The 26473-nt window shown below is 46.3% G+C and carries 23 protein-coding genes; 18 read left to right on the forward strand and 5 right to left on the reverse strand.

Going from position 1 to position 26473, the window contains the following annotated elements; all coding sequences use genetic code 11:
• The first annotated feature begins 36 nt into the window (after positions 1-36).
• The 8 genes from OE749_RS16765 (at position 37) to OE749_RS16800 (ending at position 7501) form a co-directional block, all read left to right on the forward strand.
• Positions 37-459 (forward strand): DUF2141 domain-containing protein, encoded by a 423-nt coding sequence (locus OE749_RS16765; RefSeq protein ID WP_263713638.1) that lies wholly within the window; start codon positions 37-39, stop codon positions 457-459.
• A 35-nt stretch (positions 460-494) separates the two neighbouring features.
• On the forward strand, positions 495-2060 hold the full coding sequence (locus tag OE749_RS16770; protein ID WP_263713639.1) for a carotenoid oxygenase family protein: 1566 nt from the start codon (positions 495-497) through the stop codon (positions 2058-2060).
• An 84-nt stretch (positions 2061-2144) separates the two neighbouring features.
• On the forward strand, positions 2145-2954 hold the full coding sequence (locus OE749_RS16775; protein WP_263713640.1) for a helix-turn-helix transcriptional regulator: 810 nt from the start codon (positions 2145-2147) through the stop codon (positions 2952-2954).
• Positions 2955-2994: 40 nt separating this feature from the next.
• A complete protein-coding gene (locus tag OE749_RS16780; RefSeq protein WP_263713641.1) occupies positions 2995-3474 on the forward strand; it encodes a carboxymuconolactone decarboxylase family protein in 480 nt (159 codons plus the stop codon).
• Positions 3467-3634 (forward strand): YrhK family protein, encoded by a 168-nt coding sequence (locus tag OE749_RS16785; RefSeq protein ID WP_263713642.1) that lies wholly within the window; start codon positions 3467-3469, stop codon positions 3632-3634. The genes OE749_RS16780 and OE749_RS16785 overlap by 8 nt, the downstream gene beginning before the upstream one ends.
• A gap of 108 nt (positions 3635-3742) precedes the next feature.
• Complete coding sequence (locus OE749_RS16790; RefSeq protein ID WP_263713643.1) at positions 3743-5836, forward strand: TonB-dependent receptor; 2094 nt, start codon at positions 3743-3745, stop codon at positions 5834-5836.
• Positions 5837-5892: 56 nt separating this feature from the next.
• Positions 5893-6981 (forward strand): GHKL domain-containing protein, encoded by a 1089-nt coding sequence (locus OE749_RS16795; protein ID WP_263713644.1) that lies wholly within the window; start codon positions 5893-5895, stop codon positions 6979-6981.
• Positions 6959-7501, forward strand: coding sequence for a response regulator transcription factor (locus OE749_RS16800; protein WP_263713645.1), 543 nt, complete (start codon positions 6959-6961; stop codon positions 7499-7501). Before OE749_RS16795 ends, OE749_RS16800 begins: the two co-directional genes overlap by 23 nt.
• Here the strand turns inward: OE749_RS16800 and OE749_RS16805 are convergent.
• The 5 genes from OE749_RS16805 to betI all read right to left on the reverse strand — a co-directional run bounded on the left by OE749_RS16805 (position 7491) and on the right by betI (position 13404).
• Positions 7491-8189 carry a TorF family putative porin gene (locus tag OE749_RS16805; RefSeq protein ID WP_263713646.1) on the reverse strand — a complete coding sequence of 233 codons (699 nt, stop codon included), beginning with the start codon at positions 8187-8189 and terminating at the stop codon, positions 7491-7493. The genes OE749_RS16800 and OE749_RS16805 overlap by 11 nt on opposite strands.
• Positions 8190-8210: 21 nt before the next feature.
• Positions 8211-9428, reverse strand: a complete 1218-nt coding sequence (locus tag OE749_RS16810; protein ID WP_263713647.1) for a BCCT family transporter — start codon at positions 9426-9428, stop codon at positions 8211-8213.
• Positions 9429-9616: 188 nt separating this feature from the next.
• Entirely contained in the window at positions 9617-11290 is a 1674-nt protein-coding gene (gene betA / locus OE749_RS16815; protein ID WP_263713648.1) for a choline dehydrogenase, read from the reverse strand.
• Positions 11291-11301: 11 nt separating this feature from the next.
• Entirely contained in the window at positions 11302-12759 is a 1458-nt protein-coding gene (gene betB, locus OE749_RS16820) for a betaine-aldehyde dehydrogenase (protein ID WP_263713649.1), read from the reverse strand.
• Entirely contained in the window at positions 12760-13404 is a 645-nt protein-coding gene (gene betI / locus OE749_RS16825; RefSeq protein ID WP_263713650.1) for a transcriptional regulator BetI, read from the reverse strand.
• Between the two features lie 486 nt (positions 13405-13890).
• Here betI and OE749_RS16830 point away from each other — a divergent pair, with 486 nt between their 5' ends.
• The 10 genes from OE749_RS16830 to OE749_RS16875 all read left to right on the forward strand — a co-directional run bounded on the left by OE749_RS16830 (position 13891) and on the right by OE749_RS16875 (position 26394).
• A complete protein-coding gene (locus OE749_RS16830; RefSeq protein WP_263713651.1) occupies positions 13891-14571 on the forward strand; it encodes a hypothetical protein in 681 nt (226 codons plus the stop codon).
• 406 nt (positions 14572-14977) lie between these two features.
• Entirely contained in the window at positions 14978-15976 is a 999-nt protein-coding gene (locus tag OE749_RS16835) for a chromate resistance protein ChrB domain-containing protein (RefSeq protein WP_263713652.1), read from the forward strand.
• Positions 15973-16692: a ferric reductase-like transmembrane domain-containing protein gene (locus OE749_RS16840; RefSeq protein ID WP_263713653.1), complete on the forward strand. Its 720-nt coding sequence runs from the start codon at positions 15973-15975 to the stop codon at positions 16690-16692. Before OE749_RS16835 ends, OE749_RS16840 begins: the two co-directional genes overlap by 4 nt.
• A complete protein-coding gene (locus OE749_RS16845) occupies positions 16689-17597 on the forward strand; it encodes a TolB family protein (protein WP_263713654.1) in 909 nt (302 codons plus the stop codon). Before OE749_RS16840 ends, OE749_RS16845 begins: the two co-directional genes overlap by 4 nt.
• Positions 17587-18795, forward strand: a complete 1209-nt coding sequence (locus OE749_RS16850; RefSeq protein WP_263713691.1) for a FlgD immunoglobulin-like domain containing protein — start codon at positions 17587-17589, stop codon at positions 18793-18795. Before OE749_RS16845 ends, OE749_RS16850 begins: the two co-directional genes overlap by 11 nt.
• 51 nt (positions 18796-18846) lie before the next feature.
• Positions 18847-19437, forward strand: a complete 591-nt coding sequence (locus OE749_RS16855) for a hypothetical protein (protein WP_263713655.1) — start codon at positions 18847-18849, stop codon at positions 19435-19437.
• A gap of 65 nt (positions 19438-19502) precedes the next feature.
• Entirely contained in the window at positions 19503-21908 is a 2406-nt protein-coding gene (locus OE749_RS16860) for a PKD domain-containing protein (protein WP_263713656.1), read from the forward strand.
• 10 nt (positions 21909-21918) lie between these two features.
• A complete protein-coding gene (locus OE749_RS16865) occupies positions 21919-22335 on the forward strand; it encodes a hypothetical protein (RefSeq protein ID WP_263713657.1) in 417 nt (138 codons plus the stop codon).
• Between the two features lie 2 nt (positions 22336-22337).
• Complete coding sequence (locus OE749_RS16870; RefSeq protein ID WP_263713658.1) at positions 22338-25949, forward strand: RHS repeat-associated core domain-containing protein; 3612 nt, start codon at positions 22338-22340, stop codon at positions 25947-25949.
• Complete coding sequence (locus OE749_RS16875) at positions 25930-26394, forward strand: hypothetical protein (RefSeq protein WP_263713659.1); 465 nt, start codon at positions 25930-25932, stop codon at positions 26392-26394. The genes OE749_RS16870 and OE749_RS16875 overlap by 20 nt, the downstream gene beginning before the upstream one ends.
• The last annotated feature ends 79 nt before the right edge of the window (positions 26395-26473 follow it).

Raw genomic sequence — 26473 nt, forward strand, 5'->3', positions numbered from 1 at the left:
GCATCAACGAAACGGAACACAAAAAGGAAACAACACATGAAAACATTCACGTCACTTACTTTCGCCGCAGCTATGACATTGGCGGCAACAGCCTCAGCGTCACACGTTGATTTACGAGTCAAGGTTTCTAACATTGAGCATAGTGAAGGTAGCATTAAGATTGCTGTATATGATTCTGCTGAGAGCATGAAGGCTTACAAAGCTGCGCATATAGCAACAGTAGAGGCACAAAATGGTGAAATTGAAGCTACGTTTGAGCAGGTAGCATCAGGCAATTACGGTGTTATGGTTTATCAAGATCTAGATGGCAACGATAAATTGGGCCGCAATTTTATGGGTATCCCTAACGAACCTTATGGTTTTAGCAACAATCCGCGACTTATGGGGCCTCCGCGCTTTGCAGACTTGGCCGTTGCGGTATCTGAAGATGCTCCAGTCATTAACGTAAAGCTTAACTAATGTAGTTCGCTTTACGCTTTACTAAGAAGGAGAAAATGATGGAACGTCGCCAGTTTTTAAAAAATGCGTTGAATGCAACCACGCTGGTAGGAGGAAGTGCAGTGATGGCAAAGGCCGGCGCTTTCCCTTTGGGCGCAGCGAGCGCTAACATGTCAGTAGGTTCGCTTGCTATCGATACACTCGCGCAAAATCAGCAATACTATAAGCGCTTTAATGAAGCGTTAAAGGTAAAGCCCCATTTAAAAGCGTGGGAGGGTGTAACCGCTGACATCTCCCCGACTCAGGTGTCGTGGCAGGGAACGTTACCATCGCAAATGCATAACCATCATTTTTACAGGAATGGCCCAGGTCTACGAGTAAGGAATAAAACCCGTTATGCCCATTGGTTCGATGGCGATGGCCTTGTTAATCAGTTTGCGCTGCACAAAAACGGGGTAACGCACAAGGCAAAGTTTGTTGAAACCGAAAAATATCGTCGAGAAGAGAATGCAGGAAAGTTTCTGTATTCAAGTTCAGGGACGCGAATCGCCCATGCTGAACTAGCCAAAAGTCCACAAAGTATTAGTCAGGCGAATACGTCACTTTTGCCAGTCAATGGCGAATTGTGGGCATTGTGGGAAGCGGCTGCACCTTATCGAGTTGATGCTGAAACTCTGGAGACCAAAGGCGAGCAAGCATTCTCAGATGCACTCAAAGGGGTACCTTTTTCGGCGCACCCGCACATAGATAGGCAAGGCAATATTTGGAATTTTGGAAAGGTTTCATTGTCTGGCCAATATGCTTTTGTGATTTACCACTTATCGGCAGCTGGACAGATGAAACAGTTCAAATTGGTAAACACCCCGCGTGATAGCTACGTACATGACTTTGCGATGACCGAGCGTTACCTGATATTCTATTTGTCGCCGCTTATCAAAGGTAAGCGCAACGAAGTCTACACCGAGTCTTATTCATGGTACGGACAAAAAGAAGGGCGAGTGTTTGTTGTTGATAAAAACACCTTGGAAGCCGTGGCAGATATTCCAACAGAACCTGGCTTTGTCTATCACTTCGGAAATAGTTGGGAGCAAGGCAACGCATTGGTCGTGAACTTATGTTGGTATGACGATGCATATGTGTTTAAAACGGCAATGGCTGATCTCGTTGGTGAGCAAGCACCTAACGTGAAATCTCGCGCTTCGCAGCTTGTAATTAATATGACAAGCAAAACGGCACAGTTGGTGAAGTCACCCCATGGTATGGAGTTTCCGATGTTTGATGCTCAGTTTGTTGGGCAGAAAACTCAAATCCAAACTGGCATTATTCGAGGCAGCAACCCGGCAAACCCTCGCTACAACACGGTTGCAAGTTACAATACCCAAACTGACAACATGGATGCGTATGAATACGGAGAGAATGTCTATGTTGAAGAGCCTATTTTTGTGAAGAAGCAAGGCAGCAACAAAGAAGGCGAAGGGTACTTGATTCACACGTATTTAGATTTTATCAAAGACCAGACGGGGGTGTCGGTATTCGATGCGCAGCACGTAGCTGATGGCCCGCTTGCCACTGCAACATTACCTTACTATTTGCCACTTGGCTTTCATGGAACCTATGTGTAACACTCGTTATTACAATAATACGTGTTTTACAGGGCAATGTTGTTAAGCGAGCATCTTACAACTCATACCACGTTAACTGAACTTATGCAGCCGATGCGCTTCAATCAAATGGCATCGGCTGAGCAGTTACGTTTTCGCCGATTTTTGCCATCGGGCACGGCACGCCACTTCGTTCAGTGTTACTGGTGTATTTCGCCTGAGCGTCCTCAAAATATTACCGAAAAGTTGTATCCCGATGGGGGCACCAGTGTGTCATTTATTATCAACGACGGGAAATTACGCATCGTTCTTGCTCATTACAGTAAAACCCAAATTGTACGCTTTGATAACTTAGCTCAGGTGTTTAGCATTCGCTTTTTACCACACTTTGCATTTCCTTTATTGGGGTTGCACGCTGAAGAGGTAAACAATGGCGAAGTAGACATTACCGAGCATCTGACTAGTACCCCGTCGCCCACATTGATAAAGCTCATGCATGCACTCACAACGGCTTCAGAGTCTCATTGGATTACGCTCGCTAACCAATGGATTGATGCATGCAGCCTTCACTGCACCTTTCCTAAATATGTGATTTCTGATGCGGTACTTAGGCGAGTGTCGATACAAGATGATGTAGCATCGTTAACTGAAAAGTTGGGTATGAGTAAGCGCACATTAGAGCGTACTTTTCGTAAGCAATTGAATATTACACCTGCATCGTACCTTACTTTTTTACGCATGATGAAGGCGCGGTGGTTGCTGTCTTACCATGCATTGCCTACCGCAGAGGTTGCGTTGGAATGCGGTTTTTACGATCAAGCGCATTTTACTCATGTGTTTTCTCGCTTTGTCAGTGAAACCCCGCGACGGTATCACAAACGAAAAGTGTCGCATATTTACAATATTCTAAAGTGAAACACCGCTACGCTGTTTTCAAACATTAAAAGGAAATCCTATGAAAACAGCTATCTCTCAAGAAACACTATTCAACACATCTCAAAACTTCGTATCTAATATGCTGGGTTTAGGAGAATTTTCGTCGAAACATGTACCTGAATCGCTTTTGCACCTTGTGAGGCTTCGCGTATCGCAAATTAATGGTTGCTGTCTGTGTTTGCATATGCACGCCACCGAAGCACGACAGGCCGGAGAAGCACAAGCGCGTTTAGATGTATTGGGTGCTTGGAAAGAAGCGGAGTGTTTTAGCACGCAAGAACGCGCTGCACTACAATGGGCGGAGGCCCTGACAACATTGTCGTTGCATGCACCTGAACAGCCAGCGTACGATGCGCTTAGCGAGGTGTTCTCTCAAGAGCAAGTGATTGGGTTAACCGCAGCCATTGTGGAGATTAATGGTTGGAATCGTATTTCTGCTGGGTTTGGATTTAAACCAGACATCGCACTGCAACAAAATGAGGAAGCCAATCATGCGTAAGTTAATTGATCAGATTGCGCAACCTGTTGCAAGCCTGCTTTTTTTAGCGGGAAGTGTGATGTTTCTGCCTGCATTTGCGTCTATGGCCGTGATGGGCGTATGGTGTTTTATTGGAGGCTCTGGCATTTTGTTCTTACATTCTGTATCGGCCAGCGCGTAACGCGATACAATGACTTACATAAGAAGAGAAGGTGCGACAATTTGTCGCATTTTCTCGTTCTAACTTTCTCATTACTATTCACCCAAATTTTCGACAGGATGTATTTGGATGTCTAAGTATCGACGTGCTTTCTCTTTTTTATCTTGTGTCCCTTTCAGTATGTTAGCCAATGAGTCTATAGAAACCATTTATGTTGTGGGGCAAAGCCACCGTGACAGCGCGCACATTCACTTAAATCAGGCGCTAGATAAGCAAGGTGTTGGTTTTTCTGCTGCGGGCGGCCTTGCGCCCTTGCCAATCATAAATGGATTAATGGGTGACCGTATTGGTGTGGTGGTTGACGGTGCCACTGTTGCTTCGGCATGTGGCAATCACATGAATCCGCCTTTGTCTTATGTGTCTGCCAATCAAGTTACCTCTATTAACGTATCTCCGATGGTGTCACCAGTAAGTGAGGGAGGAGACAACATTGCTGGCGTAATTCAATTAGAGACCTTATCACCACGTTTTTCTGATTCACAACATTTGGCGCATTTGCAAACCGAATTGGGGGCAGAGTATCAAAGTAATGGGGATGCGCACGCTATTAATGCCGGTGTGCAAGCTGCCAATAAAGCGTGGTTTGTTGGCTATGCTGGAAGCTACGCGCGTAGTAATAGTTACGATGATGGTGATGGAAATCGCGTGTTAGATACCTTGTATGAGGGGCAAAATCACACAGTGAATGTGGCTTATCAAGATGCAAAACAACAACTTAGTGTGAAACTTCATCACCAAATGATTCCGTATCAAGGTTTTGCTAATCAGTATATGGATATGACCGACAATCGGAGCACCAAGCTGGGCGTGCAGTATCAGCGATTTTTTCAGCAATTTGAGTTAGATGGACGTGTAAGTTGGCAAGCAACCGATCATGAAATGGGCTTTTTCACAGAAGAAAAGCAAGGACGAATGGTGATGCTAACTGAAGGCGATGATATGACCGCCACGCTCGATTGGACATTTCCTCTAACGGATAATGAACAGATAAAAGTCGGGCAATTGTATGTTCGTCAGCAGCTTGATGATTGGTGGCCCGCTGTGACAAATTCAATGATGATGGGGCCAAATGACTACATCAATGTAAATAATGGTCAGCGTTCGCGTAAAGGCATCTATGCCGAGTACAGTCAAGCCCCGCAAGTTGGGTGGTATAGCTTGTTGGGTGTCCGGTATGAGAAGGTTAAAACGGATACTTCAAACGTACAACCCTACAATTCTATGCCAATGGATATGATGCCTAACGCCGATGCGCAAGCGGCTATCGCCTTTAATTTGGCAGACAAACGCCAAACGGATGATCTTGTTGATGTTACTGCTCATCTGCATTATCAATTCGATAGCACGGCTGTACTGACGTTTGGAGTTGCCCAGAAAAATCGCGCTCCTAATTTATACGAACGATACAGTTGGGGACGCGGGCCGATGGCAACATCCATGATTGGGTGGTACGGTGACGGCAATGGTTATGTAGGACGAATCCAATTAAAACCCGAGCAGGCCCGCACATTGAGCGTTGAATATCAGGTTGCTGAAAGCGCATGGCAATTCGGTACTCAAGTCTGGCATACCCATGTGGATGATTACATTGATGCGCAGGTTATTGGTTCGTTTAATCGTACCTCAACGCCTGAGAATGCGCGTAATATACTGCAATTTACCAACGTCGATGCCCAGCTGTATGGCGCAAAATTAACGGCGAGCTATACCATTCCAATGAAAGGTGAGAAAACCCTAACGTTGCGCAATAATTTGCAATGGCAGCACGGGCGACGTGCTCATTCAAACCTTAGTGATAGCCAAAAGGAATCACGCGATTTATATCAAATCATACCCATTCAAAATACCGTTTCCGTTACCTATGCGGGCGACGATATGAATGCCACACTGGAGTGGGAGTGGGTAGATGCAAAGCGTAATGTCGATACACGTAGACGAGAAAATCAGACTCGTGCTTACCATTTACTTAACCTGCAATTGCAATCTCAATGGAAGGGCGTAACCTATGGCCTTGCTATTGATAACCTGCTGGATCATGATTATCAGTTACCGCTTGGCGGAGTAAACATTGCTCAGTTTGCTAACGATCCAGAAGGTGGCTATGAGCAAGTGAAAGGCGCAGGGCGATCATTGAAATTTCAGGTTAACTGGCGCTTTGAGTAAGCTCATCATTTAATCTCATTATTCACTGAGATAGCGACAAGGAGAGTATCGCTACTATGCTATTTTTGCTGCTAACTTTTGTTTTTAAATCAAAGCGTCTCCCAGTGTGGGTGTCTTCTGGTGTGTTAGCTCTTGAAATTAGTACCTTGAATGTTGTGATTGCGATTCATGGTGCTGCTACTAATCCGTTTAGCAGCATATTGCTTGTTCCGCTGGTATTGGGCTTAATGCTGCTACCATTTCGCGCAGGCGTAGGGCTGTTACTATTGAGTATTCTGGCCCAGCTCACGCAGTTGGTGTTTTTAGACACCCATATTCATGGTCACGGCGACATGATGCTCACGCATGCACGAGATATGATTGTTGGCTTTGTTATCACATGTTTTTTGATCGCCAGCGTTGTGTTTTATCTGCGCCTACGACTAATGCAACAGCAAGATGCGATTCAAAACTTACGTGAGCGACAGCTGCGTGATGAGCAATTACTCGCCATTGGCACGGCCGCGGCACAGCTCACTCATGATACGGCATCGCCGATTCAAACTATGCGTTTATTAATAGAAGAAGCCCGTGAAGATAACTCTGCCGATGTAGTAGATATTCTAGATGAACAACTCACGCGTGTTGAAGTGATGTTAAGTGAATGGCGGGGTGTGGCTGATGATGTGCGCGAGTTTAGGCAAACCTGCTATCAGGGGCGTGCGTTATTCAAGAGCCTGAGAAATAGCATCGCACTGGCTAGGCCTGAAGTACCCGTTAGTTGGCATCTCGACGAGCAAGCTCCAGATACGGTCGTGATGGCAGATCGGACGCTCCTGCCTGCATTAACCAATATTTTAGTAAACGCTTGTGAGGCCAGCATTCGTTGTGAGAGAGAGGGAATCCAGGTTGATTTTCTGCTTACTGCTTCACAATGGCAACTGACTATTCGCAATGCCATATGCAATGATGATGCGTCACGTTTGAATGAATTGGGACGAAAGCTAGTTGCCAGCAAAGACGGCATGGGGCTTGGTGCCATCGTGAGCAATGCCAGTATTGAAAAGTTTGGCGGCAGCGTAGTCTGGCAAAGCGAAAACAATCTGGCGATGACAAAAATTCTTTTACCGGTAACAGAGAAATATGCAGAAAATCATACTTATTGACGATGATGTGAGGTTAACAGACGTGCTGTCTCGTCGATTTGCCCAAACAGGCGATTATCATGCATCAGCCTTTAAAACTGCTGAAGAGGCAATGGCGCGTGCAGACCAAGTACAGCATAATGTATTTGGTATTTTTCTGGATATGATGCTGGAGGATTCGCTGGGTATCGATGCTATTCCAGCCTTAATCGCGCATTTTAATCCAACGCATTTAGTGGTGATGACCGGCTATGCCAGTATTGCGACTACGGTTTCTGCTATGAAGCGGGGCGCAACCGATTATGTGGCAAAACCTGTGCGATTTGCGACGTTATTACGTTGTTTATCAGACAAACCTGAGATAGACGAAGTGCAGATAAAACCGATGACACCGGCTCAGGCTGAATGGGAACATATACAAAAGGTTTTGATGGAAAATCACGGCAATGTGAGCAGAACGGCTGAGCAACTGGGGATGCACCGACGCACGCTACAGCGAAAGCTGCAAAAACATGCGCCGGTGAGTCATGCTATAAACTAAACGTCTTAGACATCGTGAACACAACTCTTGTATCAGCAATGTCAATATCCATATTGGTATCTTCTGCTGCAACTTCAAAATCTAATCCGTTGTAACTCGTCTGATAAGCGATGCGTACATGGTTGTATGCGTCTCTGCCGTTCCAATTCCAACGATCAGTATTGTTTGATGTAGAGCGATCGGCACTTACACGTATGTTATGCCCTTCAGCCACGCTAAAGGTGTGCGCCAACATAAAAATGTGATGGTTTGCATCAAGGCCGAAATAGTCCCAGCTGTACCACATGTTGAATTCAGTGGTGCCCAGATTACTGGCGTAATTGAATTTTGCGTAGGCTTCTGGGTAGTTGAGTTCATCTGAATAACTTGCACCATGATAAGTGTAATACGCAATGCCTGCATCTAACCCGATTTCTGGCGTAAGTTGCCAGTAGTTACCTGCATACACGTCCCACTCCACATCGGTTTCGTCGCCAAAATCAACATTCGATGCCCACGTGCCCGCGTACCATCCAGACTCTGCTGAGTAGTCAATACTCCCTTGTATTGCGGGGTTATTATCTGTTTGGCTAACACCGTTGAACATATAGTCTGATGTTGCCGTCACGGTTGTTGACCAGTTTGCCATCGCCGCGCTAGAAGAGAGTGCGCATAAAAGCGCGATGGCAGAAAGTTTGGTCGTTGTCATAGTATTGTTTCCCTTGTGTGTTTAGTTAATCGTTTCAATTTTATGAAAGTCGACAATGTTTTCTTTGGGTGAGCCTTCAATTTCACGTACTCGCTTGTATTTGGTAGCGAGAATGTAGCCCGTACAGGCGAAGAAAATCGCGATAACTAACGCGCCAACCCATTGAATTTGCAAGAAGTCGAGTTTGAATAGCAGCGTGAGTGAAAATAGCGCTGCGATATTGCCCGCGATATATAACGGCTTACCAAAGCGGGCGACAGTCAGGTTAAGGTTGTCGGTATATAGGCGAATGAGTGAGTCTAGTGAGTTAATAACAAAGGTGACACCCACGATAACCATTGCAATGTTATACAAGCCTGACGAATCTAAGCCATTCGCGTGGTAGTAGTACAAAATACTAAACCAGATAGCGATCGGAATGGACGGAAATACCAGCATGGCAGCAAACACTTGATACGTCTTTAACCCACCCACAAAACGAGAGGTGAACTGGCCAATCATAATACTCCATGCGAACCACCAGAAAAGGTAGAACTCGTGGTAATCGTTAATGGGTAATACGAAATGATGAATATTGGCAAAATAGTCACCAATGAGGCCAATGGTAGACGCAAACTCGCTAGGTGAGCCGTTATCACCCATAAATGCGCCAAACCACATTAATGCGATTAACCCGAAAAATAAGTAGGTAGACGATAAGCTCAAAAAGCGCACATATTTGAGGCTTGTACTTGAATATACTGCTGCTGAAATCACTGCCAGAACTACAAGGTAGAAGGTAGGAATAATACTTTCGCCGTCGCCTAACTGGGGTAAATACCAAGGCAGGTTGGCAAGGAGTAAGTAAGCCGTAAACGCACAGGTGCCAATGATCACGACATTGTTGATCACCTTTACCAGCGGAATTTCGAAGAACTTAACTCGCGGCTCGATGATGCAGAAATAAAAACAGGTAAGAAAATAAAATCCCCAAATCAAAAAGCCCCAAAATCCGAACTCAATTGCCAGTGGATTGGTAAAGGCATATTCTGGGCTTGCTGTATGGTCTGCGTATCCTGCAAACTCCGTGAGTGGGAACATAATCAAGCCGACATCCAGTCCTGATGTGAACAGAATGGCTATGAAGGTTAGGGTTCGTACGGGCGTGACGCCAACACATTGTGCGTTACCCCATTTAATCAACACAAATGCGATACTCGCAAAGGTAAAAATCAGTCCAGCGCTGAGCCAAAGTGTCATTGTGCGGCTCCTTGTTGTAATTGTTGCATGTTACTGCCTCTTTATTGGTCGTGACCGCAATGGGTGCATAAGCACACGCTTCAGACCTTAGCTATCACCAGAAATCGTATACTCAAAAACGTATTGAATACTGGTGATAGGTAAACCCTGTGCGGCGGTGAATTAACTAACTAAAATCGATTAGTGGTTTACGCCCTCTCTGGTGAGCTATGTCGTTGCTTGCTCTGCCAGTCTGGCTCCATTCCTACTTCTGCATTAGAAGGTGGCAACGGTGCATTACCCAGAATTAAATCTGCCGCTTTTTCTGCGACCATAATGGTGGGTGAATTCAAGTTGCCATTAGGAATGGTGGGAAAAATAGATGAGTCAACAACACGTAGTTGTTTAATGCCGTGCACGCGTGTAGATGAGTCTACGACGGCCATGTCGTCCTCCCCCATTTTGCATGAACAAGAGGGGTGGTAGGCACTTTCTACGTTTGCGCGCACAAATGCATCGATGTCTTCATCTGTCTGAACCTGTTCACCCGGCTGTATTTCGGTGTCGCGATAAGGATCAAAAGCAGGTTGACCAATAATTTCTCGGGTCAATTTCACGCAATCTCTGAACCCTTCTCGGTCTTCTTCATGAGACAGGTAATTAAACAAAATTTCGGGGTGCGCAATGGGGTTGCTATCTACCACATGAACATGCCCGCGGCTTTTGGGTTTGTTATGTCCGATATGAACCTGAAATCCATGTCCGTCGAACGCGCTTCTGCCATCATAGCGCATCGCGGCAGGCAAGAAGTGATACTGTAAATCTGGCCATTCCACGCCTTTTTTTGAGCGGATAAAGCCACACGATTCAAAATGATTGGTAGCGCCTAGACCATCCTTCTTAAAGAACCAACGCGCCCCAATTTTAAATTTGCTCCACAAATCTAACTTACCATTGAGGGTAATGGGTTGCTTGCAACGGAATTGAAAATAAAACTCTAAGTGGTCCTGAAGGTTTTTACCCACACCAGGTAATGCGTGAATTACTTCAATACCTGCATTTTTTAGTACCGCTTCATCACCAATGCCTGATAATTGCAGCAGGTGAGGAGACCCAATTGAGCCTGCAGATAATATGACTTCGTTTGCATGATAGTCTTTTAGCTGGCCTTTAACGCGAAGGCGCACACCGTAGGCAGTTTTGTCTTTCAGCAATACTTTTTGTACGGTTGCATGCGTAACTACGGTCAGGTTTGAGCGTGACATCGCAGGGCGAAGATACGCATTGGCGGTTGACCAGCGAACGCCGTCTTTGACGGTCATATGCATGGGGCCAAAGCCTTCCTGTAGCTTGCCATTGTAATCTTCGGTTTCAAAATAGCCCGCTTGGACGCCTGCGTCGATAAAGGCGCGATACAGCGGGTTCTGCATATTATTGCCGTTGTTTACAGCAAGGGGGCCTTGATCACCGCGATATTCATCTGCGCCAAATGCCCAACTCTCTGCCTTTTTGAAATAAGGAAGACAGTGAGCATAGTCCCAATTATTCGCGCCGTGCGCCTGCCATTCGTCAAAGTCTCTGGCGTGACCACGCACATACACCATCCCGTTAATAGACGATGAGCCACCCAACACTTTACCGCGCGGACAATGCATTCTTCTGTTATTCAAGTGAGGCTCGGGCACGGTTTCAAATTGCCATGCATACTTCTCGGTATTCATGGGAATTGAGAGAGCGGTGGGCATCTGAATGAAAATGCTGCGATCACTGCCGCCCGTTTCCACCAGTAATACCCGATGCTTACCCGACTCGGTTAAGCGGTTGGCTAGCACGCAACCCGCTGAACCCGCGCCTACAATGATAAAGTCATACGAATCTGCCATTGCTGCGCTCCTTAAAATGGACTTTCCAGCGGCTGCATACCCACATATACCGCTTTGAGTTGCGTGTAATGCTTCAGTGTTTCAACGCCGTTCTCACGGCCAATACCTGACTGCTTATAGCCTCCGACAGGCATTTCCGCAGGCGATAAACCATAGCTGTTAATCCAACAAATACCCGCTTCCATCGCGTGAATAACACGATGAGCGCGTTGAATATTCTGCGTAAAAACGCCTGCTGCAAGACCAAGGTGGGTATTATTAGCGCGTTGAATCACGTCGCTTTCTTCCGAAAAGCGCAATACCGACATTACTGGACCAAAAATTTCTTCTTTAACGATGGTCATGTCATCATCGCAATCAACGAAAACGGTTGGCTCTACAAAAAAGCCGTTGGGCGCGTTTTGTGGCTGTGCAGCCTGACCGCCGCACGCAAGCTTTGCGCCTTCCGCTTTACCCTTTTGAATATAATTCAGCACTAATTGGTGATGCTTTTTAGAGATAAGCGCGCCCACATTGGTATCGGGGTGCATCGGATCGCCTAACACAACGTTCTCTTTAGTACGCGCAACGACACGTTTAATAAACTCGTCGTATACAGCATCGTGCACATAAACACGTGTGCCGTTGGTACAGATCTCGCCTTGTGTGTAAAAGTTGCCAAGCAATGCTGCCGACACGGCGTTATCCAAATCGGCATCGTCGAAGATGATAAGCGGAGATTTGCCACCCAGTTCCATGGTGACATCTTTTAACGAGCTCGCCGCGCCTATCATGACTTTTTTGCCGGTGCCTACCTCTCCGGTGAATGACACTTTTGCAATATCTGAGTGAGTCGTTAACCATTCGCCAATGCGGCCGTCACCTTGCACAACATTGAATACGCCGCTTGGCACACCAGCTTCTATAAAGATTTCAGCCAATTTAACTGCACCTAATGGGGTTTCTTCTGACGGCTTAAAAATCATTGCGTTGCCGCACGCAAGCGCGGGGGCAGACTTCCAGCAAGCGATTTGTAATGGATAGTTCCAAGCGCCAATACCTGCGCAGATGCCTAACGGTTCGCGTCTTGTATAGTAAAAGTCGCCACCTAAGTCTTGCTGATTCCCTTCGATAGCGGGGGCCAGTCCTGCAAAAAACTCTATGCTATCGGCACCCGTTACTACATCAACCACCGAGGCTTCTTGCCATGGCTTTCCAGTATCTCGCACTTCTATTTCTGCTAATTCATCGTTACGCTCACGAAGAAGTGCAACGGCTTTTAGTAATATTCGGCTGCGCTCCATTCCGGTCATGCTGCGCCACGTTTCAAAACCTGCTTTTGCGCTTGCGATCGCTTTTTCTTTGATTTGCTCGCAAGCGACTTCGACTTTGTAAGCAACGTCGCCAGTGGCAGGGTTGATGACGTCGAAAGTCTCGCCTGTTGAGTTAGGCATGTTTGCGCCGTCGATGAAATTTTGAATTTGTTGCATTTATTGCTCCGAAACTAAGCTAAATTGCGACACACGCTGGTTGTGTTCAGTCGACCAGGTTTGTGCTGAAATCAGTGATCTCGCATACGCTTTGCAATGTTGTTCAGCAATTTCGAAATCACTTTGTGCATGATGACTCAACGCGCTACGCAGCCAGAATCCGTCAATCATGGCTGCCATACGCAGTGCTGCATGATGTGCATCAGCGTTACCCAGTATCTGTTTAAAAGAGTAGCGTAGATTACTGATTAAGCGTTGATTATTGATTCTTTGTAAACGCGCAAATCGATCATTGTGCAATGAATGTTCCCAGAAGCTGATCCAAGCTTTGGTTGCCGCGACAGATTGATGAAATCCTGAAAAATTAGATTCGATGATGGCATCTAACCTTTCTTCTGCTGAGATGCATTTACCGCGAGTTTTGTCTAACAGTGTGGTACGCAATTGTTCAAGTAAATAAAGAACGGTGTGCTCAATTAAGGGCTGTTTGCCACCAAAGTAGTGATTAATGATGCCCGTCGATACACCAGCAATCTGACTGATCTTCATAATCGTTGTGTCATGCAGTCCATGTCTTTCAATCGATGTGAGCGTGGCTTCTACAAGTTGTAATTTCCGGATGGGTTGCATTCCGACTTTGGGCATATTTTTTCTTAATTGACCGTTCAATTAAAAACAGTTTAATCATTTGAGTACTAATTATCAAGTAGGTAGGAAGGGCACGGTGTGTTTGCGGAATATCCTTTTTACAAGGGTATTCTCGACTTTATGTATTTAAGTTAGTCAATTTTAAGCTCAATATACTGTTTGAAAGCAAATGATTAGAGCGCGAATTAATAGGGGCGTTGACAGACCAAGTGACACATTGATTATTCGAATGTTGGCGGAAAAACCTGTTTCTCTGGCACACCGAAAGCAGCAGCCTTAAGCTGGTAAGAGGTCTGAATTCTAGGTGTCAAAAAATTTAACGCACACCTTTTTTTCATATAATTATTGTAATTAAATCAATGGTATAGGGTTTGGCTTAAATTTTGCTTTATCGGCGCTCTTAAACAAGAGGCGTCTTTTGCTTGTCAACCAGAGAAAGGATGAGGCGTTTCAATGTAAAAACATAAAACGTTCAGGTTGTATATGCGTACGCTCATTCAAACATTTACTTTTGTTGCTTCTTTCTTTTTTATTACCTCTACTTCTGCCAGTCTTATTGTTGATTATGATCTGATTAATGATGATATGCCGATATTTGAAAACTCGCTTTCTTTCATGGAATCAGGTTTGACTATGGATGTATCCGGTTGGACGACAGGTTTCAATGGCGATGGCGAACAGCTAGAACCATGGCAGAAAGTGCCTGATCCTTTCGGCATTTTTTACGCAGATTTAGGTTTGGGTTTAGTCTCCAATTTTGATGATGGTCCATTCTTAGATGGAGGAGCATCAGCGGATTATCCCTACGATCCGGATGAAGGTTTCCTACTGGTATTTAGCCAAAAAGTAGAATTGTTATCACTGTGGTTTGAAGATGCATCGTCATCCGACGACATTAACGTATCGAATGTCAGTTTCAGTGGTGCGGGCGTACTTGATCTTTTAGATACATCGGCAGACAACAAAATTCCAGATAATGACCGTATTGATGTTACGCAGTTAGCGGGTAACTTTGTTGGTTCTGCGTTTATGGTGTGGTTAGACGGTGATAATGACGACGTAGCGCTTGCGGGTGTACGCGTTGCGGTAGTGCCCGAACCGAGTGGCCTTATGATCATGTTCTCAGGGTTACTTTTGTTGGCAGGCGCGGCAAGAAAGCGTTAATCATAGCCGCGGTTTAAGCTGCTGTTTTTTGAGAAGGAGCCGCGTGCTCCTTTTTTCATTTTAGGCACCACACGTTTGGTTGACGTCGCTTTTGATGTCTATCGTCGAAAAGGCGCTGGGGTAACGCGATTATGTTGATGGGATTGCTGAGCATAGCCAGAAATGCTCGTTGAGCGGGCGGTTTGTTGGGTGTTTTTATTAACCGTTTGAATTTACTCGTCTTTTCTTTTTAATATAAATTTCATTTGCATTTAGTATAAAAAATAAACTAATCTCTTGTGTAAATACCTAGCCTTTGTGTGGGTATTAATAAACATCTCTTCATCATTAGTATGAATACAAATTAATTGTCACTTCAGCAGATAAGAAGTCGCTGTCGCACACTTTGCATCAACAGGGAGGTTGTGTGGTTCGGTTTCTTTCGTTTTCTCGCATTTGTGTTTTAGCACTGTCAACGCTATTGATTGTATCTTGCTCGCAGCCTGAACGTGATGTGTACTACACATGGGAAGGGTTTGGGCCTGATAAGTGGGCATCGGCATGGTTTATACAGCGGTTTGTGTCGCCCAACGCGGATATTGTGGTGATGCCAGCGGGCACTGGTACAGCGCAAATGGGGGATAGCCAGAACACCTTCGATTTTCCAGAAGCCACCTACAAACGCACCGAACAAACCACGACCTTTGCTCACTTGTTGCAAGCCACGCAAACCCAAGACGACAATGCTAAACGACTCGTGGATATTGTTTACGATATTGAAGTGAATTTCTGGGGTACGCCGTCCGATCCCATGGCTGACATTGTCGAGTCTGGTTTTCGCCAATTACAACGAAATAAAGACGCAGAACCTGTGCCCATGGCGTGCTATTTCGCCTTCTTTGATAATGTGTATAACTACATTTCGAATAACCTTATGCCTCAATCGCCCTCTGAGCTATTGCCAAGTTATCGGTGCTACCTAGAAGAAAAAATCGGAACGGCTATTGCCGATGCGAAATTTGTCCCTGAATTATCGGTAAGTGATGTTGCGCAAGCGATTGCCAAGGGCGAGCGAGTCACGTTTATTGATGTTCGTGAGCCAGAAGAATTTGCTGAAAACCATATACCGGGTGCATTGAATGTACAGTTGCGCCGCATCAATGAGCTCAATGCAAGTGATTACGCAGATGACGCTTTGGTGGTTGCTTACTGCGTAAAAGATTTCCGGGGCTTTGAAATGGCAAAAGCGCTTCGCATGAAAGGATTTAACAATGCGGTGATTTTAAATCCCTATGGCATCAAAGGCTGGGTGCATGAAGGTATGCCTGTAGCCAGCAAAGATGGATTAAGCGACGAGCAAGGTATTGCGCTCATCAAGCGTTGTCCTCAAGGGCATTGCGAGATGTCTCTAGGAGGAGCGAAATGACCACAAATACAAAACACTCACTTGTTTGGCGTGTTATTGGGGGCTTTGTTGTCGTTGTCCCTATGCTGGTGTGGTTGCAAAGTATCGGCGATCTCAACGTGTATTTTGGCTTTGCTGTGCCTACAGGGCAATTGCAGTACATATTAGCGAAGCTATTTGGCTTGTACGCGGTGACAGCAATATGGCTACAGGTACTCTGGGTACTGACAGGAAGTAACAGGTCAAGTCGTTGGTTTATGCGTCCGTCGGCACAGCATCATAAATGGCTGGGTATGTTTGCTGCCGCTTTGTGTGTGCTTCATGGGGTGTGTTTTGCCTGGGCTGTGTCAGTGAGAACTGACCATTTGGCACTTCATCTTTTCGTACCAAATTTTGCTAAAGGGTATTATCAGTTTGCTTTGGCCCTTGGCGTTATTGCTTTTTGGTCTATTGGAGCCGTTATTTATTCAGGCATCAAGCGACGCACATCGAAACAGGCTATTTGGCGATGGCTACACAAAGTCGCTCTGGTGGTATTTTCTCTTGGTTTCGTTCACGGCTTTATGATCGGCACCGAATCTCGTCAAGGTGTGATGTACTACTTCTACCTCAGCTTGGCATTATCCTTGGGGCTGGCTGTACTGGTTAAGCTGTCCGAACTCCTTCACGGTCAGTTTAGCAAACATAAAGTGGTTTCTCCTGTTCGTGGCATACCCGTTAGGGAGGCTCAGAAATGATCCAATGGCTTCGAACTGTACTTATCTCCATCGTGTTGATTCCGATAGCATCTGTTGCTGATCAATGTCCGCCCGAGAATCTACTCGTCTCAGCGTTAGTAGAGGGTGAATGGTCATTGTATTTGTCTGATGATAAATGCCAGTGGCAGTCTTTTCCCACAAAATCGGAACCTCGCGTGCCAGCATTAACACTGTCGGCAGAGAAAATCGCTTATGTCGCTGCGAGCGGTGATATAAGAGAGATTGATGTTGTGAAAGGAACTGACAGCCGTTTAGTGGCGGCCAATCAATATGACACATATACCCATCTGGCGTACGACCCGCAAGGTGAAAACCTTTACTATGTTTTGCTAAAACAAGGCAGTAGCGCTGATTCGGATATTTATCGTTGGCATCGACCTCGTAGCAACGTTGAACCAGTTATTACTCAGCGTTCAGCGCAGTTTGAACCCTTCCTAACCCCAGATGCGTTGCTGTTCTACGGAAATGTGACCTGCACAGTGGAGTGTGGTGGCGTGCTGCAAGAAGTGTGGGAACATGACCTGACAACGGGCAAAGCAAGGCAGCTAACCTTACTCAATGCGGTTTCTCGTCAACCTTTTGTCGATCAAGACTCTTCCACGTTAGTGTTTAGCTCGAATAAAGATTTCTACTTTCATATTTGGAAACAGGCGTTGGGGGATACAGCCAACGCGCCCGTTCAACTCACATCGGGCAATGTAGTGGATGTCAGTCCCGTATTGGCTGACGATGTCGTGTACTTTATCCGTAAACAGCAAGGGCAGTCGCAATTAATGCGCATGCCGCTTAAAGATGATCAACATGGTGAAAAGGCAAAGTTGGAAGTGATCCGCATGGTAGACGGGGCGAGTGATTTGAAGGAGTTACGTTTTGGTGGAGCTTAACAAGTGGTGTCGAGGTATTATTGCACTGTTGGTGTGTGTGGCAAGTGGAATGTCTGTTTCTGTAGCGGAAGAAACACTGGTTTCTGACCTTACATTAAGCAGTGTATTGCTCGATACGTCAACGTTAAATTCGGTAAAAAGTACGGCAAAAGCATCGGGTGCAACGTTAACAATGACGGTCAAAGCGCCGCTATCGACTCTGCGTGTCACGTTTTACTCTGGTGATAACGACGATATCAAAACGGTAACAATGAAGAATGTGCAACCTGGTATTCAATCTCTGAATTGGAATGGCCGAGATAATGCTGGAGACGTCGTGCCAGATGAGGCCTACACAGCAGTGATCACTGCCATAAGCGAAGACGGCGTAGAGCAGGTCATTGATTCTCGTAATCACAGCGGGGGGGAATTACTTGAGCAGGTAAATACCCGCATTCTAAATAATTCGACAGTGGCATATACCTTAGCGCAACCCGCAAGAGTGATGGTGCGTATGGGGCTGCAAGGCGGCCCATTGATGAACACCATTTTGTCTTGGGAACCGAGAATGGCGGGTGAAAATCGCCAAGCGTGGAATGGATATGACAAATCTAACGTGATGCATTTAGCGACGCACCAAGATTTACGTGTTTTAGTTATGGCGTACACATTGCCAGAGTACACGGTGATCACCCATGGCAACCCTGACCTGAGTTATACCGCTTATCGCTCGAAAAAAGGATGGCCAGCCGAAAAGATTCGGCCTGAAAGTATGATTAGTCAACGAAATGGCAAGCGTATCTCGCCTTATTATTTTCTTCCCCGCAGCGCGGCTTATGAGCCAGAAATCTTGTTTTCGATTAAGTCTGACGTGAATAAAAACAACAACGGCGATGTCATTGCTGATTCACCGTTGTTGGTGTCTGTCAATTTAAATGACGAAGACAAGTGGTTGATGCAGCAGAGTCAGTATGAGATTTCCTTTTTCGTTGATGGAAAGTTTGTAGCGGAAGAAGAAACGGGCTACACGCCGCTTACGTGGCAATGGGACCCCAGACACTTAACGCCCGGACGACACCTGTTTACTGTGAATATATCCGGTTTATGGGGACATGTAGGCGTTTACAACATGTTCGTGACGGTTCCAAACAACCAAGAGAGTACAAGTGAGTCAGCGACGAAAGTCGTGGCTGGTAACGGACCTAAACAAGAACGTTAAAAGCGCTGTAAATTGCAATAAAGCAAACCGACGAATAGGAGATATACCATCATGAGAATGCACCCTATCTCGCGTTTATTCATCATGATTACCTTGATTTTTCAAGGTGTAACGGCGAATGCTGCCTTGGTGAATTTAGATTTGAATGACTTTTTTGCTGACCCTGCAGTGTCAGTATCGCCTGATGGCAGTTCGGCCACCATAAATGAGGACCCGAGCTTTTCGTTTGTGCTGTTAAGTAACGATCCGGGATTGGGCGATCCGAATATTCTTAATGCTCAGCCTGATGTAGGCGTGGCATTCGATTTTAACTTCGTCGAGGCCGCCAATGGCAATGACCAGTTTCGCGCGTTTTTAACCGACGACGCAGGTAACGGGCTAGGCGGAGCGTTTAACCTCACACTAAACAACAGCCTGTCAGGCAGTGCGCTATTTAACTTGTCTGGCTTTGTGGGGCAAACCCTTGGGCTAACGTTTCAATTGTCTTCGCTGCCAGGGGATATCGATTTTTCGTCATTCGTTGAGATCAGTAACCTTAGGCTTCAAACCGTTGTGACAAGCGTCAGTGAACCCCATGTGGCGCTGTTGTTGATTCCCTTTTTCGCTGCGATAGGAATGTCGCGTAATCGTAAATCACATTGAGCATGTCAATGTAAAGTGCCTACCATCGGCTAGCTGTATCGGTGAGGGCTCATTAGGAGAAGATAATGAGATACCTGAAGCGCTTCAGCGTTGAATTTTGTCTTATCGTGTTATTTGCATGCCTGCTGTCAGGGCATGCCCATTCGGCAGTGGATGAAACCCGTTTAACCTTACTTACGCCCGATCAATTTACGCTTGAGTATGGTGATGCAGAATATAACCGCCGCACGGGCAAAACGTCTTATGATATTGCGGTCACAAATAGCACCACCTTGCCGCTGCAAGGGCCTGTTTACATGGTGGTGAGTGGATTTGGTAACGACGCTACACTGGATAATGCTGATGATATGACGACATCAGGCCAACCCGTCATTCGAATTGATGAAACCAGTTGGCAAGCTGGTGAGGTATTGCAGTTTACCTTGATATGGACACTCGCAAGCCGCCAACGCCTCAATTTTGTGGTGAACCCTTATGTGGTGCCCGATATTCCCCTGCCTGAAATTACCTCGTTTAGCGCTTCGAGTAATAATATCGTATTGGGACAATCGGTCGAACTTAGTTGGACCACAAGCAATGCCGAGTCAGTGTCTATTGCGCCTGCGATTGGTGTGGTAGATAACAACGGCTCTTATACGGTGACACCGCCGGGGACAACGGTATATACGCTTACCGCAACCAACGGCACTGGCAGTGCAAATGCATCGCAAACAATCGTGGTCTCGCCGTTATTGAAACTCTCTATTAGAGCGACGCCTGAATCGGGTTTTGCGCCGATTTCTATTCGCTTTAGTCCATTAACCGACACATTTACTGCGATTGAACGTTATCGGTGGGATTTTAATGGCGACGGAAATTTTGATCGCACCGATACTGTTGGGCGGGATCAAACGTATTACTATGCCTCACCAGGACAATACACCGTGCTTCTTGAAGCCCTAGCCAGTGATGGCACACTGCAAACCGCCACCTATGACTTAGATGTCACCAACCAGCCGCCAGTAGTCAATGCATCGGTAAATGTCACAAACGGTGAAGTACCGTTAGCAGTTTCGTTTTTTGCTTCGGCAACAGACTCGAACGGCATTGCCTTGTACGAATGGGATTTTGATAACGACGGCAGCATCGATTATTCCTCGACGTCTTCTGGCAATACCGGTCATGTATTTAATGACGCTGGCAATTATCAAGCTCGGGTGATCGTAACCGACAACGAAGGTGCGCAAACCGAAACCGCACTTCCTAATATTGAAATTCGTGCATTGCCTGCTGGCAGCCCATCGGTCACTATGTCACTTAGCCGTATTTCAGGCACTGCGCCATTGAGTGTTAACTTTAATGGTATTGTAGATGCAGATCCCAGTGTGTCGGTTGTGAGCTGGAATTGGGACTTTGACGGTGACGGCACCACAGACTCGCAAGATGCGTCTCCTAGTCACGTCTATACCTCTGCGGGTGTATTTTTCCCTGCGCTGGAAGTAGTGATGTCAGATGGGCAGACCGCAATCGATATTCGTAAAGTGACGGTGAATGCCACCGAGCCTCGATTATATGAAGTGAACGATCATACCTTGAGTACAGATATCGGCGACGTCAGCCAAATTAACACGCGTTTATACAGCGATACCGACATTCAACTGCAAATAGAAGACGTAAATAATCAGGTTGTTAGTGTGCTTATACCCTGGCAATTACGAACATCAGGCAATTATGTCGATGCGTGGGATGGAACAGATGCGAGTGGCAATCCCATGCCTGAAGGCCAGTACTACGCGGTCTTGCTATACAAAGAAAACGATGTAGAGCTGCGGGTGGATTTGCGGGATTCAACGGGTGGGCGTCAATACAACCCGTCTCGAACCCGAATTCCGAGCCGCTTTTCGCCTTTTGATAATGATCCGCTCGATATAACGTTTACGTTGCAGCGGCCATCAGAAGTTACTGCCTTCATGGGACTATTCAGAACGAATACCCGACTGGTCACTTTCTTACAAAGGCAACCGCTAGGCGCAGGGAGTTATACGATTTACTGGAATGGTGAAGCGCCAAACGGTGAAATCGTCGAGCCTATTCCCGGTAACCCTTTCCTATTTGGTATTTGGGGTTGGGAATTGGCTGACAACGTAATTTACGTGAAGAATGCACCGCAATTATCTGGGTTAACGGTGTTGCCCGGTATTCTAGATCCAACGTCTAATAATGCGATTAAAGATGGTAACAGTAAGATTCGCTTTACCTTAAGTAAAGACGCCAGCATTGAAGTGACGGTGGCGAGTGTTGATTCAGGCAGTGAAGTTGCCCATCGTTATTACGCAAACCAAGCTGCTGGCACCGTGGAAGTTCTCTGGGATGGTAAAGGGGACGATGACGACTACTTAGCACCTGGAAGTTATCGTATTGCAGTCAATGCCGTTGATAGCAATGGTGTTCGTTCAATGTCGTTGTTTGGCATGCAGCGTATTTATTATTAAGGAACGCAGGATGAAATATTTATTCCAAACCGTCAGTCTTTTTCTTCTGTTGGTGTGGGTTGTGCCTGTATCCCACGCTGCGTCTATTACGCCAAATACTTGGTTAGCTATCGATTCTCAAGTCAAGCAATTGACAGTAGAAGGTATGCAGCGCCGTTACGTGCTACTGACAGACAGTGCATCCATGGGTGAGCAAGCTATTGATGATGCCAATACACAGGCATTAATTAGTCAGGTTTACCTTGAACATGGCATTACTGCTGCCGAGCACGTGCTGTATTACAAGAAAAATAAATTGGCGATAGAGCAAGTACTGGCTGCAGATGATGCATTACGTGAAGCCAGAGCTCATACAGAGTCTCAATTTAATCAATTGCTAGAGCAGTTTTCTCACATTGAAGCAACCTCAGCCACAGGAGTGAACTGAAAATGCAGCAACGAAAACACTTTTTTATTTCGGGATTATATGCGTTAGCGCTCACTTTGTTGCTGTCGCTATCATCGGGTTTACTCTCGCATTCGGCATTTGCATACCACTATCCTTGGGATCAGGGGCACGACACCACCAATCCAAACGATCCTGATGATCCTGGCCCCTGTGAAGGGCCAGATTGTGAGAACGATCCGTGTAACAACAGCAGCACAGGTTCTCCGGTATATATTGCGACCGGTCAATTAGTGTGGACTGAGCAAGATATTTTACTTAACGGCACACCGGCGCTGAGTGTTTCTCGTACATACAATTCACGGGATCCACGTGTGGGTGCGATGGGGTCGGCTTGGAGTATGAGTTGCGACCAAGCATTGGTGCCTGTTACTCGGTTTGAGCAACAGGTTGTAAATGATGCCGTCGTAATAGTGCGTAAAGAAGAATATGTACGCAGATTGCCTAACGGTAAGCGATATGCTTACAGCCTTGACGATAATGACGAGTACACTGCACCGGGTTTGTTCGATAAGGTCATACCTCAGGCAGATGGAACCGCCAAGCTGCTCATGCGGGATGGTCGATACTACGTGTTTGCCGCTAGTGGGCAGGTGATCAGTGAAGCCGACCGAAATGGCAATCTCATAAGTTACAGTTATGATACCGATGGTCGACTTGTGTCGAAGTCAGACGAACATGGCCGTGCGCTTCAATATAATTATAATCTTAACGGCTTTATCTCTGATATTACCGACCACAGCGGTCGAGCCTGGCAGTACGCCTATGATGCCAGCGGTAACTTACTGTCTGTGACTGATCCTGCTGGAGGGGTTCGTTATTATGAGTACTCGACATATCAGGATGTTGGCGATGCACAGGTTTATTCTCATTTAACAAAAGTCACCGATGAAGCTGGTGTGGTAGAAACGCAAGTGACCTACAACGGCAGCAAGGTGTATCGGTATAAGGAGTATGAAAATCAATATACCTACACCTATGATGAGACGAACCGTCGTACGTCTAAAGTCGATAGTGTCGGCAGTCGCTGGACCTACACATATAACGAAACCGGACAATATACTAGGGTAGAGGAACCGTTAAATCGCGTGACCACGTTTGAGCGCAACGAAGACAGCTTGCCCATTCGTTTGACTACGCCAGGCGGACTAGTCACCACCTACAGTTATGATGGGTATAGCAATCTGGTTCAGCGTACAGATAGCCGTGGCACAATCACCACAGAATTTGATGGTGCATTGCCTTGGCCCCAAAAAGTAACATCCAGAACCGGACGCACCGTCAATTACAGTTACGATGAGCGTGGAAATATGCTCAGCATGACGGACGAAGGAGGCAAGGTTAGTCAAATGAAATGGACCGCGCAAGGGTACATTGAAGAGCATATCAATGCGTTGGGTCAATCTACACAAGTGGTATACAACAATGTTGGATTGCCTGTATCTAGCACGGATCCGATAGGGCGCACTACGTTATATGAATATGATGCGCGCTATAATTTAATTAGCCTTACCAATCCAGCGGGCGAGAAAATGCAGTATCAGTATGATGCCCTTGATCGAGTTACGCAGATTACATCCGCTGATGGGAGTGTCACAGCATATCAGCATGACGCCGCCGGAAAACCGTTATCAGTGACCAATGCGGCAGGCGAGAGTGTGACCTATTTGTATGATACGTTTGGTCGAGTGAGAGAACGTACATTCTATGATGGTGGCAAAACGCTATTTACTTATTATGCCGATAACGAGTTACGTACGCGAACTGATGCCAATGGCGTGACAGCGACGTATTACTATGATGCTGCTAAGCGTCTGACAGAAAAACGCTACAGTGACGGCAATAATTTGTCTTTTGGGTACAACGTCAGAGATGACCTCACATCTGCAAGCAATGCGAACGGAAGCGTGTCTCGTGAGTTTGATGAATACGGCCGCTTAACCAGAGAGACTGTGAACGGCGTGGCGGTAGACTATGAATACAATGCCGAAGATGAAATAACTTCTCTCAACGCCCTCACCATCAAGCAAACTTACACACAGTCTTCGCGCGGATTAACCGATGCGATTGCGCTTCAGGGTGTGCCTTCAGGTATTACTAACAATTATGCGTTTGATGATATGGGCCGAATGACAGAGTTGCAGCGTGGTGGCGCAATCGCTGACAGTCAAATGGCGTACAGCGCTGCTAATCAGTTGGTGTCGCTAACACACACAGGTGTGCTTGACCCTTATCAATATGTGTTTGATGCAGCAGACAGAATAAGTCAATGGCAGGGCGTAGATGCAGGTAACAAAACCTACGCTTACGATGCGAAAGGACAAGTGACACAAGTGCAGTCCTCTAGTAGCGCTGAAAATTTTGCTTATGATGCACTTGGCAATCGCACGGGCAATGGGGCGTTATACGATGCCGGTAATCGCTTACTCGAATACGGTGACTATCAGTTTAGCTATGATGGCGAGGGTAATCGTATCGAGAAAAAAGCGTTAACCTCCGGAGAGCGAGAAGTATATGAATACAACGGCTTGAACCAACTGGTGAAATATCAAAAATTTGCTGATAACGCCGCAACATCGCCTTCTGTTGATTATCGCTACGTGTACGGCCCACTTGGACGGCGCTGGGCAAAAATCAACAATTTGAATCCCTCTAATCAAACTGCGTTTTATTGGGCTGGCTCGATGATGGTAGGGGAAAACATTGATGGCACAGAGCGGCGCTACGTTGGAGATGCAATCGCCCCCAGCATGATTGTTGAAAATGGCAATGTGTATCACTATTTACGCGACCATTTGGGTACACCGCAAGCGTTGATCGACCAGAATAATCAAATTGTTTGGCAGGCTCAATATTCGTCTTTTGGTGAAGTGGCTGAGTCGGCATCGGGTGTCGTAAACAACCTACGCTTTAGTGGCCAATATCACGACCGAGAAAGTGGATTGTATTTCAATAACGCAAGAGACTACGATCCCTCTCTTGGGCGATATATTCAAAGCGATCAGCTGGGTTTATTCGATGGACCTAACACCTATACTTACGCCCACAATAATCCGCTTACCTACACTGACCCAACTGGCGAGTTTGGCCTTATTGGTGCAGGCATAGGCGCAGGTATCGATTTACTGTCACAGCTGGCGTCTAATGGTGGTAATTGGAACTGCGTAAGTTGGGGGCAAGTGGCGATATCGGCTGGGCTTGGTGCGATTGGTGGTGGCCTCACCAACGGATTAGCCAAAGGTGCATTCAGACTCAAAACCGTGGGCTCAAACACATGGAGTGCCACTAAACATTGGGGACGCGCTCGCAATATTAAGGCGATGCAAGTCACCAATGGACAGCACCGTCATCATTGGTTGTTGCAGCGGAATCAAGGTTGGGGTAAGAATGTCTCTAACCGAATTAAAAATCAGCCGTGGAATTTGAACTCAGTGTCACCTTCTTTTAATAACTGGATGTCCAGAGGAAATACTAACCTTCGCTCACTGCTGGGTGCACCGCCTTGGGCGAGAGGCGTTGCGGGCGGTTCTGCCCTCGCGGGTGGCGGTGCGGCAGCCAATGCCGCAGGCGGAGGGAGTGATTGTGGGTGTCCATGACGCTGAATCGGCATTGATGATTTTGCGCAATGAAAAAGCGCTGTTCCCACTCAGTACCTTTGCATTCGGGGTGGCGCAAAGTAGTCAGCGTGAGCTTGAGCAAAATATCGGTGCTTGGGTGCTGTTTCGTGATGGACGGGTTCAGGAGATTCATGAGATTCACAAACGTGGATTGTATGGAAATACCCTGTTAGAAAAAGCCAAAAGTGCTCTGTTTGGCGCTTATAATATAGAGACGCGATTACAGGATGTTCATATCGCGTTTCCTGAATTGGCGGCGCTGGTGGCCGATTTTCTGTTATTAGATGCAAAAAATGAAGACGCTACCTTTGAGCTAGATAACCCTGAACTGATTGCGGAAAAAATCAGATCTGCTGCTAACGCTGATGAACTATTTCAGCTTATTTCCATGCCCGCTCCACAAGATTGCTTGGACGTTTTCTAATTCGATGGCGCGATTCTAATGATGAATCGTGCCGTCACGCCTACTCTCTCTATTTTGATCCATATTGAAGGAATTTGAC

Source organism: Fluctibacter corallii (assembly GCF_025751585.1).
In the GTDB taxonomy this organism is placed as follows: domain Bacteria; phylum Pseudomonadota; class Gammaproteobacteria; order Enterobacterales; family Alteromonadaceae; genus Fluctibacter_A; species Fluctibacter_A corallii.